The sequence below is a fragment of the Cedecea neteri NBRC 105707 = ATCC 33855 genome (assembly GCF_001571265.1).
GTDB lineage: Bacteria > Pseudomonadota > Gammaproteobacteria > Enterobacterales > Enterobacteriaceae > Cedecea > Cedecea neteri.
Window position 1 is genome coordinate 41,603 of record NZ_BCTL01000024.1, and the last position, 17,599, is coordinate 59,201.

18 protein-coding genes are annotated in these 17,599 nt (G+C 54.1%); 6 read left to right on the forward strand and 12 right to left on the reverse strand.

Annotated features, from left to right (window positions below):
* Positions 1-101 precede the first annotated feature (101 nt).
* The 3 genes from ghxP to soxR form a co-directional block, all read right to left on the reverse strand.
* Positions 102-1,451: a guanine/hypoxanthine transporter GhxP gene (gene ghxP / locus CNE01S_RS11045; RefSeq protein ID WP_061275983.1), complete on the reverse strand. Its 1,350-nt coding sequence runs from the start codon at positions 1,449-1,451 to the stop codon at positions 102-104.
* 344 nt (positions 1,452-1,795) lie between these two features.
* A complete protein-coding gene (locus CNE01S_RS11050) occupies positions 1,796-2,464 on the reverse strand; it encodes a glutathione S-transferase family protein (protein ID WP_061275985.1) in 669 nt (222 codons plus the stop codon).
* Between the two features lie 309 nt (positions 2,465-2,773).
* A complete protein-coding gene (gene soxR, locus CNE01S_RS11055; protein ID WP_061275986.1) occupies positions 2,774-3,229 on the reverse strand; it encodes a redox-sensitive transcriptional activator SoxR in 456 nt (151 codons plus the stop codon).
* Positions 3,230-3,309: 80 nt separating this feature from the next.
* On the opposite strand from soxR, the gene soxS reads away from it, so the two are divergent.
* Both soxS and CNE01S_RS11065 read left to right on the forward strand, forming a co-directional pair.
* A complete protein-coding gene (gene soxS / locus CNE01S_RS11060) occupies positions 3,310-3,633 on the forward strand; it encodes a superoxide response transcriptional regulator SoxS (RefSeq protein ID WP_038476622.1) in 324 nt (107 codons plus the stop codon).
* 20 nt (positions 3,634-3,653) lie between these two features.
* Positions 3,654-4,319 (forward strand): alpha/beta hydrolase family protein, encoded by a 666-nt coding sequence (locus tag CNE01S_RS11065; protein ID WP_061275988.1) that lies wholly within the window; start codon positions 3,654-3,656, stop codon positions 4,317-4,319.
* Here the strand turns inward: CNE01S_RS11065 and pdeC are convergent.
* Entirely contained in the window at positions 4,293-5,900 is a 1,608-nt protein-coding gene (gene pdeC / locus CNE01S_RS11070; RefSeq protein ID WP_061275990.1) for a cyclic di-3',5'-guanosine monophosphate phosphodiesterase PdeC, read from the reverse strand. The two genes, CNE01S_RS11065 and pdeC, sit on opposite strands and share 27 nt — an antisense overlap.
* Before the next feature lie 441 nt (positions 5,901-6,341).
* Here pdeC and CNE01S_RS11075 point away from each other — a divergent pair, with 441 nt between their 5' ends.
* Positions 6,342-6,623, forward strand: a complete 282-nt coding sequence (locus CNE01S_RS11075; protein ID WP_061275992.1) for a YjcB family protein — start codon at positions 6,342-6,344, stop codon at positions 6,621-6,623.
* A gap of 47 nt (positions 6,624-6,670) precedes the next feature.
* On the opposite strand, the gene modA is transcribed toward CNE01S_RS11075, so the two are convergent.
* The 4 genes from modA to CNE01S_RS11095 all read right to left on the reverse strand — a co-directional run bounded on the left by modA (position 6,671) and on the right by CNE01S_RS11095 (position 9,626).
* Positions 6,671-7,375: a molybdate ABC transporter substrate-binding protein gene (gene modA / locus CNE01S_RS11080; RefSeq protein ID WP_061275993.1), complete on the reverse strand. Its 705-nt coding sequence runs from the start codon at positions 7,373-7,375 to the stop codon at positions 6,671-6,673.
* A complete protein-coding gene (locus CNE01S_RS11085) occupies positions 7,375-8,427 on the reverse strand; it encodes an ABC transporter substrate-binding protein (RefSeq protein ID WP_061275995.1) in 1,053 nt (350 codons plus the stop codon). The genes modA and CNE01S_RS11085 overlap by 1 nt, the downstream gene beginning before the upstream one ends.
* 102 nt (positions 8,428-8,529) lie before the next feature.
* A complete protein-coding gene (locus tag CNE01S_RS11090; RefSeq protein WP_061275997.1) occupies positions 8,530-9,015 on the reverse strand; it encodes a surface-adhesin E family protein in 486 nt (161 codons plus the stop codon).
* The gene (locus CNE01S_RS11095; RefSeq protein ID WP_061275998.1) at positions 9,015-9,626 is read right to left on the reverse strand and encodes a hypothetical protein; all 612 of its coding nucleotides are present in this window, start codon (positions 9,624-9,626) and stop codon (positions 9,015-9,017) included. The genes CNE01S_RS11090 and CNE01S_RS11095 overlap by 1 nt, the downstream gene beginning before the upstream one ends.
* Positions 9,627-10,133: 507 nt before the next feature.
* Between CNE01S_RS11095 and CNE01S_RS11100 the strand changes: the two genes are divergently transcribed.
* Positions 10,134-11,519 (forward strand): diaminobutyrate--2-oxoglutarate transaminase, encoded by a 1,386-nt coding sequence (locus CNE01S_RS11100; RefSeq protein WP_008455804.1) that lies wholly within the window; start codon positions 10,134-10,136, stop codon positions 11,517-11,519.
* A gap of 14 nt (positions 11,520-11,533) precedes the next feature.
* On the forward strand, positions 11,534-13,006 hold the full coding sequence (locus tag CNE01S_RS11105; protein WP_061276000.1) for a pyridoxal phosphate-dependent decarboxylase family protein: 1,473 nt from the start codon (positions 11,534-11,536) through the stop codon (positions 13,004-13,006).
* 59 nt (positions 13,007-13,065) lie between these two features.
* On the opposite strand, the gene CNE01S_RS11110 is transcribed toward CNE01S_RS11105, so the two are convergent.
* Together CNE01S_RS11110 and CNE01S_RS11115 are read right to left on the reverse strand one after the other, a co-directional pair.
* Positions 13,066-14,061: an alpha/beta hydrolase gene (locus CNE01S_RS11110; protein WP_061276002.1), complete on the reverse strand. Its 996-nt coding sequence runs from the start codon at positions 14,059-14,061 to the stop codon at positions 13,066-13,068.
* 18 nt (positions 14,062-14,079) lie between these two features.
* Positions 14,080-15,015 (reverse strand): aromatic alcohol reductase, encoded by a 936-nt coding sequence (locus CNE01S_RS11115; protein WP_061276004.1) that lies wholly within the window; start codon positions 15,013-15,015, stop codon positions 14,080-14,082.
* Positions 15,016-15,159: 144 nt separating this feature from the next.
* On the opposite strand from CNE01S_RS11115, the gene CNE01S_RS11120 reads away from it, so the two are divergent.
* Positions 15,160-16,071: a LysR family transcriptional regulator gene (locus tag CNE01S_RS11120; protein ID WP_061276005.1), complete on the forward strand. Its 912-nt coding sequence runs from the start codon at positions 15,160-15,162 to the stop codon at positions 16,069-16,071.
* A gap of 50 nt (positions 16,072-16,121) precedes the next feature.
* Here the strand turns inward: CNE01S_RS11120 and CNE01S_RS11125 are convergent, their stop codons facing one another.
* Both CNE01S_RS11125 and ssb1 read right to left on the reverse strand, forming a co-directional pair.
* Positions 16,122-16,739 carry a hypothetical protein gene (locus tag CNE01S_RS11125; RefSeq protein WP_061276007.1) on the reverse strand — a complete coding sequence of 206 codons (618 nt, stop codon included), beginning with the start codon at positions 16,737-16,739 and terminating at the stop codon, positions 16,122-16,124.
* Between the two features lie 118 nt (positions 16,740-16,857).
* Positions 16,858-17,388: a single-stranded DNA-binding protein SSB1 gene (ssb1, locus tag CNE01S_RS11130; RefSeq protein WP_061276009.1), complete on the reverse strand. Its 531-nt coding sequence runs from the start codon at positions 17,386-17,388 to the stop codon at positions 16,858-16,860.
* Positions 17,389-17,599: the final 211 nt, after the last annotated feature.

The following is a 17,599-nucleotide window of genomic DNA, read 5'->3' on the forward strand; positions in this document are numbered from 1 at the left end:
GTTTTAATAATAAAACAACTTTTTGCATCACATTGAAACCGGAAATGCCCGAAGTGGGCAAAAGCGGCGGGTTACGGAGCGCAACCCGCACGAATTGAAAATCAGATAGCCCAGCCGCCGGCGTAGAACGCCACCAGCGCAACGGCAATAACCACGGTGCCAACGTTCAGCTTGCGCCATTCACCGGACACTACGCGGCCAATAACCAGAGAGGCAAAGCCGATCATGATACCGGTCACGATGTTACAAGTCAGCACGATGAATACCGCAGTGATCAGCCCGGCCATCGCATCCACGAAGTCCGCAAAGTCGATTTTGGCGACGTTGCTCAACATCAGCAGACCAACATACATCAGCGCAGGCGCCGTAGCGTATGCCGGTACGAGGTAGGAGAGCGGCGACAGGAACAGGATCAGCAGGAACAGCACGCCAACGGTGATTGCTGTCAGGCCGGTTTTGCCGCCTGCTGCGGTGCCCGCTGCAGATTCGATGTAGACCGCTGCCGGAGCTGCGCCCACCAGGCCGGAGAACACGCTGCTAAGGGAGTCGGTGGTCAGCGCTTTACCGCCGTCGATGATCTGGCCGTCTTTATCCAGCAGGTTTGCCTGGCCGGCTACCGCGCGGATAGTGCCGGTGGCGTCAAACACGGCGGTCATCACCAGCGCGAGTACGCTTGGCAGAATGATCGGATTCAGCGCGCCCATGATGTCCAGGCTGCCAATCAGCGAGTTGCCTTTGTCATCGCTCAGCGACGGCATGGCGAAAACGCCGGAGAAATGCACGTTCGGGTCGAAGATCAGGCCGACGATGGACACGCCGATAATGGTCAGCAGAATGCCGCCCGGCACCTTCAGTTTTTCCAGACCAATGATCACCGCCAGGCCAATCAGCGACATGATCACCGGGAAGCTGGCAAAGTGGCCCAGCGCAACCGGCAGCCCGTCCAGCGGGTTTTTAATCACCAGGCCGACGCCGTTCGCGGCAATCAGCAGCAGGAACAGGCCGATACCAATCCCGGTGCCGTGCGCCACGCCCATCGGCAGATTGCGCAAAATCCAGCTACGAATGCCGGTGGCAGAGATAATGGTGAACAGAACGCCCATCAGGAACACCGCGCCAAGGGCGACCGGCACGCTGATGTGCTGACCGAGTACCAGGCTAAAAGCGGTGAAGGCGGTCAGCGAGATAGCACAGCCGATGGCCAGAGGCAGGTTCGCCCACAGGCCCATCACGATGGAGCCCACGCCCGCCACCAGGCAGGTGGCTACAAAGACCGCCGCCGGTGGGAACCCGGCTTTGCCGAGCATCCCCGGCACAACGATCACGGAGTAAACCATAGCAAGGAAGGTTGTCAGACCGGCGACAACTTCCTGACGCACGGTGCTGCCGCGTGCAGAGATTTTGAACCAGGCGTCGAGCGAACCGCCGGCGCGCGGAGAAGGTGTAGACATAGTGAAAAATCCCCTGAGATTTTTAGAATGACGTTTGCCCGGGTGGTGGACAACCCGCTGCCAGTTAAACGTTGTCTCCCTGCGCTACGATTGTGACAAAGGGGTGTCACAAAAAAGCAATCGTTTAACTCTACACGGACAAATCGGTGTTACAGAATTAAGGCAAACGATTATCCAGCCTTCCTGACGGGATTTTCAACTTAACTTTTGCGATTTTCGCGGAAAATATGCTCAGCTGATGAATTAATCGCCTCGCGGTGCGCAAACGTTATCGTCAATGCGCAATTTCGCAACAAAATCGTAAATTATCGGGCTGGCTTTCTTTCGTTTTGCCCCAGCGGCGATCAGGTGCCGGGGATCTCAAAAGGACCACCTTGATTTAACGCTCGCTGCCAGGCCGGCCGCGTCTGAACGTTTTTCATCCATGCCTGGGTGTGCGGCATGTCGTTGACTTCGCCTCTCGCCAGCAGCGCGGCCACCGGGAAACTCATCTGAATATCTGCCGCGCTAAACTGCTGCCCGGCGAACCACAGGTGCTGGCTCAGATGAGCCTCGATAAATCGGGCATGGGTGGCGATTTGCTTATTCAGCCAGGCTTTCTGCACGCCCTGCCCCAGCGCTTTGCCCACCGGGCGCAGCGGCCAGGGCACCGGCGCTTTGCCAAGGCTGCTAAACACCAGCTTCATTAATAGCATCGGCATCAACGACCCTTCCGCGTAATGCAGCCAAAAGCGGTACTGGATCTTGTCGTCAATCTCCTGCGGCTTCAGGCGGTTTTCGCTGTCGTAGGTTTCCTGCAGATACTCAATAATCGCGCCCGACTCGGCGAGGATATGGCCGTTATCTTCCACCACCGGGGATTTACCCAGCGGATGAATCTTTTTTAACGCTTCCGGAGCGAGCATGGTGGGTTCCCGCTGGTAACGCACGATCTGGTAGGGCAGCTCCAGCTCTTCCAGCATCCAAAGTACGCGCTGGGAGCGAGAGTTATTGAGGTGATGAACCGTTAGCATGAGGTAACCCTATGTTTAGCCAGATGGAATAACTATAGGAAAGCCCCCCTCGAATCACATGTCAAAAAAATGAACAAAAAAAGAACAATTGACCTTGCAAAGTGAAGGGGCAGACCTACACTTAAATTGTCGGTACAAACCGGAACCTCCAAAGTCAGTGAAGTGTGTACGTATGTATGTGTAAGCGTTATCGAGGGGTGCCGATGTCGGGGGAAACCCTCCTGTCAGAACGGGATAGAGCGAAAGACAAAGACCGGAAAACAACTAAAGCGCCCTTGTGGCGCTTTAGTTTTTTGTACAGCACGCATTTTAATCTTCCAGCAGTCTTGCGCCGGTGCCCTGCTCGCCCAGCGTGTCCCCGGGGTTACGCAGCGGACATTCCGCCCCCGATAAACAGCCGCAGCCAATACAGCCATTCAGTTGGTCACGCAATGCGGTCAGCGTATCAATGCGGTGATTTAATTCCTCTCGCCATTGCGATGACAGCTTCTTCCAGTCGTTTTTGTTGATCGAATGGCCGTCGGGCAGTACGCCAAAAGCATCGCCGACGGTGCTTAGCGGAATACCAATGCGCTGAGCAATTTTGATTATCGCCACCGTTCGCAGCACATCACGCTGATAACGCCGCTGATTGCCTGCGTTTCTAGTACTTTTTATCAAGCCTTTGCTTTCGTAAAAGTGAAGCGCGGAGACGGCCACGCCGCTGCGCTTCGCCACTTCACCGGGCGTTAACAGCGTTTTTATTCGGGGCAATTTCTTTTCCATAATGCTCTTTACCTCAAGTTAACTTGAGGAATTATACTCCCTGGCAATGAAACTAGCTAACCCGGAAATGAGGACGACTCATGGCTCACCAGGACATCATTTATACGTTGACTGAATGGATTGATGAACATATTGACCAGCCGCTTAATATCGACGTGGTGGCGAAAAAATCAGGTTATTCAAAGTGGTACTTGCAGCGCATGTTCCGTACCGTTATGCACCAGACGCTGGGTGACTACATCCGCCAACGCCGCCTGCTGATGGCCGCCACGGCGCTGCGCACCACCCAGCGCCCTATTTTTGATATCGCGATGGACTACGGGTATGTCTCCCAGCAGACCTTCTCCCGCGTGTTCCGCCGTGAGTTTGACCGCACCCCAACGGATTACCGCCATCAGGCATAAGAAAACCAACAGGAGTGGGAGTGAAAAAGTTAAGTTTCGCCATTTTGGCCATCGGGCTTGCCACAATGACGGCTCAGGCGGCAACTGTTTATACCGCGTTCCCGGACAACGTTAACCCGAAGCAGAAATACGTTTTTTATACGCATGGCAAGGTGTTAGAGGGGAACACGGACCGGCCGAGCAATCCAAATAAACCGCAGTGGGGCGTTTACGATTTTCCGGCGGTGAAAGAGAAGCTTAGCGATGATGGCTACAACCTGATTGCTTACCACAGGGCCAAAGATACTCAGCCAGATCAATATGCCGAAAAGCTAAAGAATGATGTGAACACGCTGATTGCAAAAGGCGTCCCGGCTAAGAATATTACGCTGGTCGGCTTCTCACGCGGCGGCGAAATTACCATTCTGGCGACAAGCAAACTGCAGAATAAGGCGCTTAACGTTGCCATTCTGGCGGGATGCACTCATTCCATTCAGGATGACGCCCACAACCGCCTGTACGGTAACGTGCTCTCCATTTATGAAGCCTCGGATGAAGTGGGTTCCTGCCAGACAATTGTTAACCACAGTCCGGGGATCGCTCACTTTAAAGAGATAAAAATCGCGACCGGCCAGCAGCACGGGGCATTTTTCCGCCCTAACCCAGAATGGGTCGTTCCGTTAAAGCAGTGGATCGCGAGCAACTGAAGCCTTGCGAACAGGTATCCCGCCTGGCGTATAGAGCCAGGCGATAAACTCTTGCGGAGGCAGTGCCTTCGCAAAATACCAGCCCTGGCAATACTCCACGCCGTGATCCACCAGCCATGCCACCTGCGCCTCGGTTTCAACCCCTTCGGCAATCGTCGTTAAATTCAGGCTGTGGGCAATTTCAATGATGTGTTCCACCAGCAAATGGCTGGCCCGCTCGCTGGCGAGAGAATCAATAAAGCTTTTATCGATTTTTAAAATATCGACGTTCAGGTACTGCAGGTTATGCAGATTTGAGTACCCCGTACCAAAGTCATCAATAGCGACTTTAAAGCCCGCATTGCGGAACTCCTGGATAAACGGTCTGGTTTTTTCAACGTCAATAAATCCTCGTTCGGTCACTTCGATTTTTATCTGCCCCGGACGAATGTTGTAAGTTTTAATGCGCTCTGAAAGTACGGTGATGAGGCGTGAAGAGTGAAAATCAGATGCTGAAAGATTAATCGAAATATAAAGCCCAGGGTGGTCGGCAAGAAATTCACCAAAATCTTTAAATACCGCATCAACCACATAGTCCGATATTTTGTGAATCAAACCTTCTGACTCTGCCAGCGGAATAAACGTTCCGGGGCTGATGGTTTGTCCGTTAAAATTCACCCACCGCAGCAGCGCTTCAGCCCCGACGCAATAGCCATTCTGGATATCAATGATCGGCTGATAGTGAAGTTTAAGCTGCTTTCTGGCCAGTGCCCTTAATAACATCCGGCGTGGTGAATTTAACTGCTGACGGGTTCGGGACCACATAATTAATATCAACAGGCTGCAAATAACGCCTAACGGAAGCGTCAGCGTCAATTGGTGATACCACTGGCGGTTAAACAAGGTTTCTGAAGTAGAAACAATCACCGCAATCGGTCTTTTAGCCGACTGATCAACGGTGTAAAAACGATTGTCCTCGGTAAACGCTTTTTCTTTACGCAGAATAAACCGGTGCAGCAAATCGCTGTCGGCCCCCGGACTTAAAGAGAAAAAGCTGCGGGTAACGGTGTCGTATACGCCATAAATCAGCGAGTCATCTTCGGACAAAACCTCTGACCAGGTGAGTGGGTTAATGACCGCCATATAATGCCCACGCTGCATATAGGTCATTTTATGCCCGGCATAAAACGGTGTATCCAGATAATAATAAATCGCGATATCCGGTTTACGGGTATATGAAGGGAGCGGCGTCGGCAGAGGTTTTAACGGCTTGTAGCTGGTCGAACACAGTAGTTTATCGCCGCTAACGTAAATTAAATCCGCGATAAAAAGTTTACCACGCACAATATCGAGCATACTTTCCATATGCCGGGGGCTACATATTTCTCCAGAAAAACGCTCCGCCTCGCTGCGCGCTTCATTGACATGGCTGATGACGATTTCCGTTTTTTCCATCACCAGTTTGCCAAAAGAGTGCAGGTGCTGCTGGGTGTCACTGGTGGCGCGAACGTGGGCAAAATAGATCGCTAACATTATCGGCAGGCAAACTATCAGGACAAAACCTGACATACGCAACGCCTTAAGATAAATTCGTTTCACCATGATGCCCACACGTCTCTGTTTTTATGCGCCTGTTTTTATGCTTTATTAGAACAACCTGATGACCGCCGATTACGTTGCATCATAAAGCCCGCTTTAGCAATAGCCTTCAGCCGTTAACTCTGCGGAAATTAATTTGCGCAACAATGAGATAAGAGGAACCGGGATTCTGTTTAGCTTAAGATTTAACCCACCGCGCTAATATGAGTTTTTCTTGGGTTAAAGCAGCAGGGAATGATTATTTAAACGAAATTGCGGTAAACGTCAGATAAACAAAATGTTCGCGCCATCCACCCCCTGGTTTCCTTCAATACCTCGCGCTTCCGCACCTCAAAATCGCGTAAAAAACCATCACAACACTGGTGATTAAACACTCAAAAGTGATATACTTCACATTATTAGTGCAACAAAATAATAAATTGCAGCTTTTGAGGAACAAGGTTCATGGCAACAATCACCACCGGCGTCATGCTCATGCGCTGGCCGCTGTTCAGTGCGGTTTTGATGTTTTTGGCAAGCAGCCTGAATATTCAGTTTCGCCGCTCGGATTACCGTGCCTTAGCCGTGATAAGTAGCGGGCTGGGGATTGCCGCATCCTGCTGGTTTGCCATGGGATTACTGGGCCTCACGCTCGGCGACTTCCCGGTTATTTGGGCTTCTTTTAAAACGGGGCTGGTCGAGATCATCGCCAGAATGCCGCCCGAATGGCCGACGATGATGCCTTAACGGGCAGATGCATGAAAAAAACCGCCCTTATCGGCGGTTTTTTCTTTTCAGGCGACAAAGCCGTAATCGCGTAGTATTTGCCGCGCAGCGTCCGAGACCAGGAACGCCCGCAGCGGCTCCGCCCGTTCGTCGCACACCGCCAGCCCATAATCGGCCTGAATATTGTAGAGAGCCGGGATCTCAAACACCCGCAATTCACGATGGGCCTGCAGCGCTGAAGCATAGCTTCGGTAACCAATCATCAGATCGGCCTGCCCGCTGGCAATAAGCCACTGCGCCGCAAGCATGCCGTCGGGCACGGCTTGCGTGTCCGGCCCGCCAACCAGAGCTAACGCCCGCGGCTGCAGGTCGATGCCAAATTCAGCTTCAAATCTGGCAAAGAACTGCCAGGTATAATCCCCGGACGGATCGCTGCCCGGCGTGGATGTACCAATGCGTAAGGCCGGGTCGCTCAATAGCGTTTGCCAGGTGCTTTGCTCATCAACACAGTGCGCCGCCGCCGTCAGGCAAAGGGTATTCCCGGCAAACCGCTGAACCGCCCTCGCTTTGCCCTGCTCCAGCAGCGTTTGCGGATGCGCCATGTTGGCCGACGCAAACAGCGAACAGCATTCGTCGGCTTCGATCCGCGCCCTCAGCAGGCCCGCTGGCCCAAACTGCGTCTCTGTCAGCAAACCCGTTTCCTGCTCAAACTGGGCCATAAGCGGCTGCCAGACCCGCCGCAGGCTTCCGGCCGCCAGGATCTGTAAGCTCATTACTCTACGCCTTCATAATGGGTGCGGTAAAAACGCTGATACCAGCTGTCAGCCACTTTCTTCATGTCGATGTCTTTGAATCTTGCGGGATACAATTTTTTCGCCATCCACAGCTCGCCGATCGCCATCGCTTCCGGCATCGGGTAGCCCCAAGCTTTGGCGTATTCCGGCATCAGCCAGACCTGATGGTTTTTCACCGCGTCGATCGGCTGCCATTCGGGTTTGCTGACGATCTCATCCACTACTTTAGGGTAACGATCCTGCACGAAGATCACCTGCGGATCCCAGGCGATCACTTGCTCCATCGACACCTGCTTAAAGCCTTTTACGGTGGACGCCGCCACGTTCAACGCCCCCGCGTGGGCCATCATCAGGCCGGTATACTTCCCGGAGCCGTAGGTGGTCAGGTCAGGGTTGGCCATGTAGGCACGCACGCGCTGCTCTGCCGGGATGTCTTTCAGGCGGTCGCTGACCAACTTGCGCTCGGCAAAGGTGGCATCGATCAGCGCTTTGGCCTGTTTCTCCTTATTAACCACTTCACCAATCAGCTCGATGCCTTCTTTCAGGCCAAGATTGTAAGCCTGCTCTTCATCGCCCATAGAAGGGTTCAGCTTGTCCTGCTCGCCCGTCGCATCATGACGCAGCGAAATAGCGATAACCGGGATACCAAGCTTGCTGATGCCGTCGATCATCTCTTTTGGCGCGTAGTTGGTGACAAACACCACCTGAGGGTGCAGCGCCACCAGCTTTTCAGTATCCACGCTGGTTAAATCCCCCAGCTGAGCTTTGTGCTCAAGCTCCGGCGCCAGGCGAGCATAACCGCTGCCAAGCTGCTGCTTCCAGTTAGCCAGAATACCGACCACTTTGTCGGTGGCATTCATTTGCACCAGCAGATTGAGCGTTTGGTGCTGAAGCACCACTACGCGGTCAACCTCGTCGGGGATCGTGACCTGGCGGCCAAGCTGGTCGGTGAGAGTGCGGTTCGCCAGCGCGGCGAGCGGGGAAAGTACTAATAGCGCGCCCAGCGTCAGGCGGCGAGTAAATCGGTTCACGGTGGGAGTCCTTATGATCGTTGTGTATAAAAATATACAGCGATGACTCCCCCGCGCCCAGCGATTTTAAGGGGTAGAAAAGCCCCCTCTTCTGCCAACGACTCAATCCATCCAGGCTTTACGCGTTTCTTTCAATGACGCGTCCTTCAGTAGCGCAGGGTCGATGGCACAAACCATTTTCTGAATCAGCCCTGCAACGGAGTCTTGAGGAAAAGTTTGCCACTGCCCTATTGGATCTTTCTTCGCAACAACCTTTCCTTCACCGTATAGCTCAGACAAGTAGACTCGGTCAAAAACGCTCCGTTCCGGACGCTCGCAGTTGACGACATTAATCGCCCTCGAGCTACGTACAAAGAGGTTTTCCTTTTCGGACATTAAAGAAGGTTTAACGTAATTATTAATAAGGTAGAACTGACGCAGATGCGGATTTCCCTGGTACAACGCGACACTGAGCATGGAGATGTAAGTTGTGACATCTTTATCCTCCATGATTTTAATCATGCCAGTCGGTCGAGGTTCAGGCTGTTTAACCGGCTTTGCGCAGCCGCTAAGCAGCAGAAGGACCGACAATATTAAGGCTCTTTTCATTATTTATTTCCCGCAGCAATATCCGGACGTTCCTGATGAAGCAGAGCCTCATCAATGCTGCCTTGCAGCGAACAGGACAAGCGTGATTTACCATTGCTAGTTTCCAGCATAACTAATTTTTCCGCGCTTCCTTCCACAGGCGCAATTCCCAAAGCGGCCGCGACATTCGGTTTCCAGGCCGAAGAAGCGTCCACTTTGATTTGTGGGTTGGTGATATAGCCATTGTCGCTCTTCTGCCAGCTTGCAGTAGGAAATGTGCCTTTGATCTTTTCCAGAGGTTCTTCCATCATCACCCCCCAGAAGTAATATTTCCCCATTTTCCCCAAGTCAAACTGTTGCTCATAATAGCCCGTCAGCGTCAGCGCCCCGTCGCGAACTGGCTGACTGAACCAGATCACATGAGATTCTTTATCCGCTACTGGTACCCAAGCGTTACCTTTGTTATCTGTTTCCACTGGAGAGACTTTTTTGAAGGCTGAGCGCTGCTGATAGAGCGTTTTAAAAAACTGCGGGGAGCATTGCATCAGCGCTTCTGAAAGCGCAACCGTTGCAGCGTGGCTTGCCGGAGTAATAATCAGTGATGTAATAAGCAGTGTTCTTGCAAAAGACATAATTCTTCCCTTTTATACAGCTTTATCCGAGGCGCTTTTTATCGTTTAACGCTCCCGATGTAACATCAGTTTCTATCGACAATCTTACCCATAACTTTACCCAGCCTCCCCCCCAAAAAATGGTACCGATTAGCTCGCAGTCTGAGGCCCAACAGGTAACCTTTTGTGCTTAATTGTTTCCAAATCCTGCCGAATCTGGTCTGGCCAGCGAATTTTGTTCTGGTAAATAAGTCCCTTAAAGGGGCTTTTTTTCATGCACTTGCCAATAGTTAAGAGATCGGATGTCTGGATACCGGTCAAAAGCATCTGCAATACATTGATTTTAAATTAAAAAAATCGGAAAAAATTAATCATTGAGCGGGGGGGTAAAAAGCCATATATTGGCGGCGTTTTATGCACCCTAAACGACATTTATACTCTGGATAATTCGAGTTTCAACTTGAAGCATGACGAGTATTGTTTACTTAATTCAGCCGCTGCGCTCATGCCGACGGTTGTAGGAGAGATATGATGACGGATAAAGTCCGTATTGATACTTTAGATGCAAAATCTGCAAACGCTACCAACGAAACCTATTTGGCACGACAGGCTGAATTCGAATCGAATGTCAGAAGTTACCCGCGCAAATTACCGTTCGCTATAGCCAAAGCCCAGGGCGCCTGGATCATCGACGTTGAAGGTAATCGTTACCTTGACTGTCTGGCCGGTGCTGGCACGTTGGCGCTTGGACACAACCACCCTGACATCCTGCAAAGCATCCAAAACGTCATTACCAGCGGCTTGCCGTTACATACTTTGGATCTGACTACACCGTTAAAAGACGAGTTCTCAGAATACCTGCTCTCTTTACTGCCGAGCCAGGGTAAAGAATATTGCCTGCAGTTCTGCGGCCCATCCGGCGCGGACGCAGTAGAAGCCGCGATCAAGCTGGCGAAGAAACACACCGGCCGCAGCGGCGTGATCAGTTTCTCCGGCGGCTACCATGGGATGACCCACGGCGCGCTGTCCGTGACCGGCAACCTGTCTCCGAAAGCGGCCATCAACGGCCTGATGCCGGAAGTGCAGTTCCTGCCGTATCCGCACGAGTACCGCTGCCCGCTGGGAATTGGCGGTGACGCGGGCGTGAAAGCGCTGACCTATTACTTCGACAACCTGATCAACGACGTTGAAAGCGGCGTGCGCAAACCTGCGGCCGTGATCCTCGAAGCCGTTCAGGGCGAAGGCGGCGTGAACCCGGCCCCTGCCGAGTGGCTGCAGCGCATCCGCAAAGTGACCAAAGAGCACGGCATCGTGCTGATCATCGATGAAGTTCAGGCTGGCTTTGCCCGTACCGGCAAGCTGTTCGCCTACGAACACGCTGGCATTGAGCCAGACATCATCGTGATGTCCAAAGCCGTTGGCGGCGGTCTGCCGCTGGCCGTACTGGGCCTGAGAAAAGAGATCGATGCCTGGGAACCAGGTCACCACACCGGCACCTTCCGCGGCAACCAGCTGGCGATGGCGACCGGCCTGACCACCCTGAAGTACCTGAAAGACAACAAAGTCGCTGACAAAGTTGCCGCTCAGGGCGAATGGCTGAAAGGCAAACTGTACGATCTGCAGAAACGCTACCCGGCTATCGGCCACGTTCGCGGCCTGGGCCTGATGCTCGGCATTGAGATCGTGAAGCCAGAAGAAGCACAGGATCACATGGGTTGCTACCCTGCCGACGGCGCGCTGTCTGCTCTGATCCAGAAAAAATGCTTCGAAGCGGGCCTGATTCTGGAGCGCGGTGGCCGTAACGGCTGCGTGCTGCGCCTGCTGCCGTCCCTGCTTATCAGCGACGACGAGCTGGAAATCTTCCTGAGTAAATTTGAAAAAGCCTTGTTAGCCGCTGGCGCAAAAGCTGTCTGACTGGAGTAATAAATATGTCCCGATCTAACCCGATTCTGGCCTCCTCTGCGCAGAGCATTGAGGAGTACCAGCAGGCGATCGCCCAGACCAGCCAGGCTGTAGTGGAATGGCTGCAGCAGCCCCAGATGTACAAGGGCAAAACCGTCGCCGAGCTGAAAGAACGTATTCAGCTCGACTTCAATCCACAGGGCCTGGGCAACCAGGTCGCGATTGAACGTGCGATTGAGTATTTCTTAAAAGACAGCCTGCTGGTGCACCACCCGCAGTGCGTGGCGCACCTTCACTGCCCAAGCCTGGTGGTTAGCCAGGCCGCAGAAGTGCTGATCAACGCCACCAACCAGAGCATGGACTCCTGGGATCAAAGCCCATCGGCGACCATCATCGAGATGAAGCTGATCGAATGGCTGCGCGCTCAGGTAGGTTACCAGCCTGGCGATGCGGGCGTGTTCACCAGCGGCGGTACCCAGAGCAACCTGATGGGTCTGATGCTGGCGCGTGACGCTTACTTTGCGCGTCAGGGCCACTCCGTCCAGCAGGACGGCCTGACCGGCGACATCCGCAAAATCCGGGTGCTGTGCTCTGAAAATGCCCACTTCTCCGTGCAGAAAAACATGGCGCTGATGGGCATGGGCTACCAGTCAGTCACGCTGGTGAAAACCGATGAGTTTGCCCGTATGGACGTTAACGACCTGGCGGCTAAAATCGCCCAGGCGAAGGCGAACGGCGAGCAGATCATGGCTATCGTCGCCACTGCCGGTACGACAGATGCAGGCGCTATCGACCCGCTGAGCGACATCGCGAAGCTGGCCGCTGAGCACCAGATTTGGGTACACGTTGATGCAGCCTGGGGCGGCGCGCTGCTGCTATCCGAGAAGTATCGCGATTACCTGAACGGCCTGGAGCTGGTGGATTCCGTAACCCTGGACTTCCACAAGCAGTTCTTCCAGACCATCAGCTGCGGCGCGTTCCTGCTGAAAGATGCTCGCCACTACGAGCTGATGCGCTACCAGGCGGCCTACCTGAACTCCGAGTTCGACGAAGAGCAAGGCGTGCCAAACCTGGTGTCCAAGTCGCTGCAGACCACCCGCCGCTTTGACGCCCTGAAGCTGTGGATGGGCCTGGAAGCGCTGGGCCAGAAACAGTACGCCGAAATCATCGATCACGGTGTGACTATGGCGAAGAACGTGGCCGCCTATGTGGCTGACCACGCTTCTCTGGAGCTGGTGATGCAGCCTCAGCTGGCGAGCGTGCTGTTCCGCTTCCGTCCGGCAAGCCTGGCTGGCCGCAGCGATGCGGAAATCGCACTGCTGAACCAGAAAATTGGCGATGCGCTGCTGGAGTCCGGCCGTGCGAACGTTGGCGTGACCGAGCATAACGGCGTCACTTGCCTGAAGCTGACCCTGCTGAACCCAACTGTGACCCTGGAGGATGTCAAAGTCCTGCTGGCGCTGGTGGAGAAAACCGCAGAGCCTCTGCTGAACGCGTAATTTTTTACGTATAAAGAAAAGCCGGTCGCGAACCTTCGCCACCGGCTTTTTTATTGCCTTTAGCTCTCCTGCCTGAACTGGCGGCGAATAAATTTCGCCACCTCTTCAACCAGCTCTTTGTCTTCGGGCGCCCCCATAAACCCACCGTGCGGCATCGCCTCAAAAACGTGCAGTTCGGCTTCGACATTCGCTTTTCTCAACGCCCGGTGTAGCCTCACCGCATTCGACAGGAATAAATCCCGCGTGCCGCTTTGAATAAAAGTTGCCGGGAAATCACGGGTAAAATCGCCAAACAGCGGCGAAAGATAAGGATGCGTTAACTCAACGCCTGCGGCATAAAGCAGGTTGTTTTCCCTCAGCGATCCCGGCAGCACCACATCCACGAGCTGGTTCACCTGGAAGCTGTCGCCGGACTCGGTAAGGTCAGCCTCCGGCGAGAGCAGCACTAACGCCCCTGGCAGTGGCAAGCCTTCATCACGCGCCCGCAGCACCATCGCGGCGGCGAGATTACCCCCTGCAGATCGCCCGGCAATCACGATATTTTCTGCCGCATAACGGTCGAGCAGATAACGGTATGTGGCCAGGCAATCATCCAGCGCGGCGGGATAGGGATGTTCAGGCGGCATGCGATAATCGACGCTGTAACAGCGGAGCCCGTAGTGCAAAGCCTGGGTGCTGGCGCTGGCCTTGCAGGCCTCTCCACCGCCAAAGGTAAATGCCCCGCCGTGGAGATCCACCAGCACGTGATGTTCCGAATCCAACACGCCAGGCGTGGCAACATGCACCGTGGCCTGCGCAATTTCCAGCGTTTGTGCTTCCGCCTCGCCGCTCGCAGACCGGGATTTCATGGCTTCGGCATACCAGGCCGCCGAAGTGGCCTGAATCTGCTTCCAGGCGTCGCCGTCGGTGTGCGACGGCATTGCAAAGCGTGCGTTGTGGGGCATACCGTTCTCATCCACCTGGCGACGCAGCACCGCCTGTGCCTCATCGCTAATGGAATCAGGGAACGGGATAATGTGTTCTGGGCGCAGAACGCCATCAATTTTGTCTGTCATTACCTGACCTGTGCTTGTTTATGCTTTCAGGTGCAACTGCAGCCAGTGCGCCACATCCTGAACCGGGATTTTTTTACTGAAGTTATAAGTTTTTTCCATCGGCCACCAGACACCTTCGCCGCGCGCAAAAGCGGTACGATAGCGCAGCATGACGTCATCCGGATGACGGCTAAGCCCGGCCTGTAAGTCCGGCAGGCTCAGAACCGCTTTGCTAAATGATTTGCCGCTGGTGCGCTCGACAATCTCTGCCAGTCTGCCATAGGTCAGCGTTTCGCTGGCGATAAACACCACCTGGTTAGCCACGCGAGGCTGCTCAAGATAAATGGCCGTAGTGAGCCGGCCGATATCTTCCGGTGAAGTGACCGTAACCTGAGTATCCCAGCCCCCCAGCGCGTTGACGGTTTGCTTATCCAGATTGACCACATCAAACGCTGGCTCAAACAGGAAGCTGGTGAACATCCCGGTGGAGACAATCACCCATTCGGTCACGCTCTGGCTTCGCAGCAGCGTTCTGACATCGTGCTGTTCGTCCCATACCGGCTGCCCGCTGCCTTTGCCCACCACATCGTAATCGACGCCAAACTGCCACGGGAAATAGCGGCTGACGCCTGCCTGAATCACCGCGCGGCTAATTTTAAGCTGTGTACCTTCGCCTGCGACAAATCCCATGCAATTGATGACGGTGTCGAATTGCCGAAACAGCGGCACCAAAGCGTCGCTCTCGCTGGCCGCGATATCCAGCGCGATAAAATCGATCCCGGCTTCGGCGTACTTTTTGTGACGCGGCGAAACCGGCCGACCGTGCTCATTGAGCGATCCCGGCGACACGCTGGCGGTTATCGTCCGGCCTGAACCCGAGACAGCTGGCTGCAGCGCGTCCAGAATGGCCGCGCCCAGTTGTCCCACGCCCAGCACCAATATCTTTTCATCTGTCTTCTCAGCATTGATAGTCATATCACTCTCCAGACTCTTTACTTGCAGCAGAATTGCTACATCATTGCAGAGTCTACCGGCGTGATTAGAGAGCGATAAGCCGCCCTGACCGGGTTAGACTGTTCGCAAAAATGGGATAATTTCGCCGAACTGACGGAGGATTCAATGGATAAACTGGAAGCCATGCGGGTCTACCGCCACGTGGTTGAAACGCAAAGTTTCGCCCGAGCCTCGGAGCTACTTGGGCTACCGAGATCAACCGTCTCCCGCATGATTAAAGACCTTGAAAACTCTCTGGCGGTGCAGCTTCTTCAGCGCACGACGAGAAAGCTAAGCGTCACGACCGACGGCCAGAACTATTACGCAGAATGTAAAAAAATCCTCGGTGATATAGCCGCCCTGGAATCCTCCTTCCCCGGAAAAGCCGGGCAGCCGCGAGGTCGCTTTAAGATTGGCCTGCCGCAGTCGCTGGCCCGGCATTGCATTTTGCCGGAAATACCGAGCTTTATGGCGCGCTATCCTGAACTGGAACTGGTGCTTTGCTCAAGCGATCGGGTTACGGATTTAGTGCAGGAGGGATTTGACTGCGTTATTAGGGCGGGTGCGGTAGAGGATTCCACCACGCTGGTTGCCCGCCAGATCGCGCGCTTCAGGTGGTCAGTACTGGCTTCCGGGCAATACATCTCTCAATTCGGAACGCCTAAGACCTTAGAGGATTTGCAACATCATCACGCCGTAGGCTACCTCTCACACGCCACCGGGCGCACAATCGAGTGGCATTTTGACCGGCAAGGCCGTGACGTCCCCGTAAGGATGAAAGAGACGCTGGTGGTTGATGATACCGACGCCTATATCCAGGCCGGGCTTCAGGGTATGGGGTTAATTCGCGTAGCCAGCTACCTGGTGAGTTCCTACTTATCCACCGGCACGTTAATTGCCTGCCTGGACGAGTACGCCGTCGATATGCCGCTGTTTCTGGTTTACCCGCAAAGCCGCCATGTTTCCCCGACGGTACGGGCGTTTTATGACTGGAGCAAGGAAGTGCTCGGCACGATTTCTCATTCCCCCACCAGCTAATATTGGCGGGATACTTTCCACCACGAGGAGTTTTGGCCGCGATTTTGTTCTTACTGCTGGCTGCCTGGCAACACGGCCGCCAGCTTTCGCTGGATGCCGAGTAGCGTGCGCCGCCTGATCCAGCCGCTGGCCGGGCGAATGAGCATCCAATAGAGAGCAAACAGGGTTTTCACACGTGGCGTTGGGCAATACACGAAGGTTTCAGTACGTAATACCGCCGCGCCATTTTGCCCCGGCGTGACATCAAAGCGCAAAACCAGTTTAGCCGCACGTGGGTCGGCAAAACGCTGGAAGGCTTCGGCATCTTTCAGAGACGCTACGTCGAGCAATGGCCTCCAGAAACGCCCGACTAAACCGAAAGAGGCTTCGTGGCTGCTTTGGTGAAGCAGAGTGAAAGATCCAAACCCGAATGAGTCGGCTGGCTCAGCGCTGCCTGACTTAAAAAAAGCCCGACTCAGGCGGCGAGGCAGCTGGCGCAAACGAAGTAGCCGACGGATAACCGGATCGTCTTCCATATTCAGCCCCAGAACGGCCTGAATAATGACCTCAGGCGAGCCATTAATGGGTGGCGATAGATGCTTTTCATAAAAGCTAAACGAAGGCAGGTGGGGCGTAGCTTCTGCCTGCCGCTGACATTCACTCTCACTGACAAACCCTAAAAATGCCACGGCATCTTCCTTATCCGAGGGTCACCTGTCCGGCAGATTTCATACCACAATAATAGAAAAAACCCTGCCAGGCAGGGTTTTATTTGTTCATCTTGTGCAGGTTTACACCTGCAATGGATCAGAACGGGATGTCGTCGTCGAAGTCCATTGGTGGTTCGTTAGATGGCGCTGGCGCGCTCTGCTGCTGCGGACGAGACTGCGCGCCGCCGCTGAACTGGTTGCCGCCCTGTGGCTGCTGAGGCTGACCCCAACTGCCCTGCTGCTGGCCGCCGTTGCCGCCTGCCGGTGCACCGCCGCCCTGACGGCCGCCGAGCATCTGCATGGTGCCGCCAACGTTAACCACGACTTCGGTGGTGTATTTTTCCACGCCAGCCTGGTCAGTCCATTTGCGGGTTTGCAGTGCGCCTTCGATGTAAACCTGAGAACCTTTACGCAGGTATTCACCGGCCACTTCTGCCAGTTTGCCGAACAGCACTACGCGGTGCCACTCGGTTTTTTCTTTGGTTTCGCCGGTTTGCTTATCACGCCAGGACTCTGACGTGGCCAGTGTAATGTTGGCAACTGCGCCACCATTTGGCATATAGCGTACTTCCGGGTCCTGACCCAGATTCCCAACGAGAATCACCTTGTTTACGCCTCTGCTGGCCATGTTCGTGTCTCCTGAAACGGTTTTAAATAGTCTAAACCGGGGATTCTACACTATGCCACCCACAATGTTTATAGCTGCGAGGGACATTCCAGAATGTCGGCTAAGTATAGCTCGTTTCATTAAAGCACTGGATATTCATTCAGGTTTTATTGTGTCATAATTAGCCGTTTCTGGCCGTCGGTTGTACCTCATATACATACCAGGCGCATGC

Excerpts from the sequence above, each read along its gene's own strand:
- ghxP (WP_061275983.1), bottom strand. The coding sequence starts at position 1,451 with ATGTCTACACCTTCTCCGCGCGCCGGCGGTTCGCTCGACGCCTGGTTC.
- CNE01S_RS11050 (WP_061275985.1), bottom strand. The coding sequence starts at position 2,464 with ATGCTAACGGTTCATCACCTCAATAACTCTCGCTCCCAGCGCGTACTT.
- soxR (WP_061275986.1), bottom strand. The coding sequence starts at position 3,229 with ATGGAAAAGAAATTGCCCCGAATAAAAACGCTGTTAACGCCCGGTGAA.
- soxS (WP_038476622.1), top strand. The coding sequence starts at position 3,310 with ATGGCTCACCAGGACATCATTTATACGTTGACTGAATGGATTGATGAA.
- pdeC (WP_061275990.1), bottom strand. The coding sequence starts at position 5,900 with ATGGTGAAACGAATTTATCTTAAGGCGTTGCGTATGTCAGGTTTTGTC.
- CNE01S_RS11075 (WP_061275992.1), top strand. The coding sequence starts at position 6,342 with ATGGCAACAATCACCACCGGCGTCATGCTCATGCGCTGGCCGCTGTTC.
- modA (WP_061275993.1), bottom strand. The coding sequence starts at position 7,375 with ATGAGCTTACAGATCCTGGCGGCCGGAAGCCTGCGGCGGGTCTGGCAG.
- CNE01S_RS11090 (WP_061275997.1), bottom strand. The coding sequence starts at position 9,015 with ATGAAAAGAGCCTTAATATTGTCGGTCCTTCTGCTGCTTAGCGGCTGC.
- CNE01S_RS11095 (WP_061275998.1), bottom strand. The coding sequence starts at position 9,626 with ATGTCTTTTGCAAGAACACTGCTTATTACATCACTGATTATTACTCCG.
- CNE01S_RS11100 (WP_008455804.1), top strand. The coding sequence starts at position 10,134 with ATGATGACGGATAAAGTCCGTATTGATACTTTAGATGCAAAATCTGCA.
- CNE01S_RS11105 (WP_061276000.1), top strand. The coding sequence starts at position 11,534 with ATGTCCCGATCTAACCCGATTCTGGCCTCCTCTGCGCAGAGCATTGAG.
- CNE01S_RS11110 (WP_061276002.1), bottom strand. The coding sequence starts at position 14,061 with ATGACAGACAAAATTGATGGCGTTCTGCGCCCAGAACACATTATCCCG.
- CNE01S_RS11115 (WP_061276004.1), bottom strand. The coding sequence starts at position 15,015 with ATGACTATCAATGCTGAGAAGACAGATGAAAAGATATTGGTGCTGGGC.
- CNE01S_RS11120 (WP_061276005.1), top strand. The coding sequence starts at position 15,160 with ATGGATAAACTGGAAGCCATGCGGGTCTACCGCCACGTGGTTGAAACG.
- ssb1 (WP_061276009.1), bottom strand. The coding sequence starts at position 17,388 with ATGGCCAGCAGAGGCGTAAACAAGGTGATTCTCGTTGGGAATCTGGGT.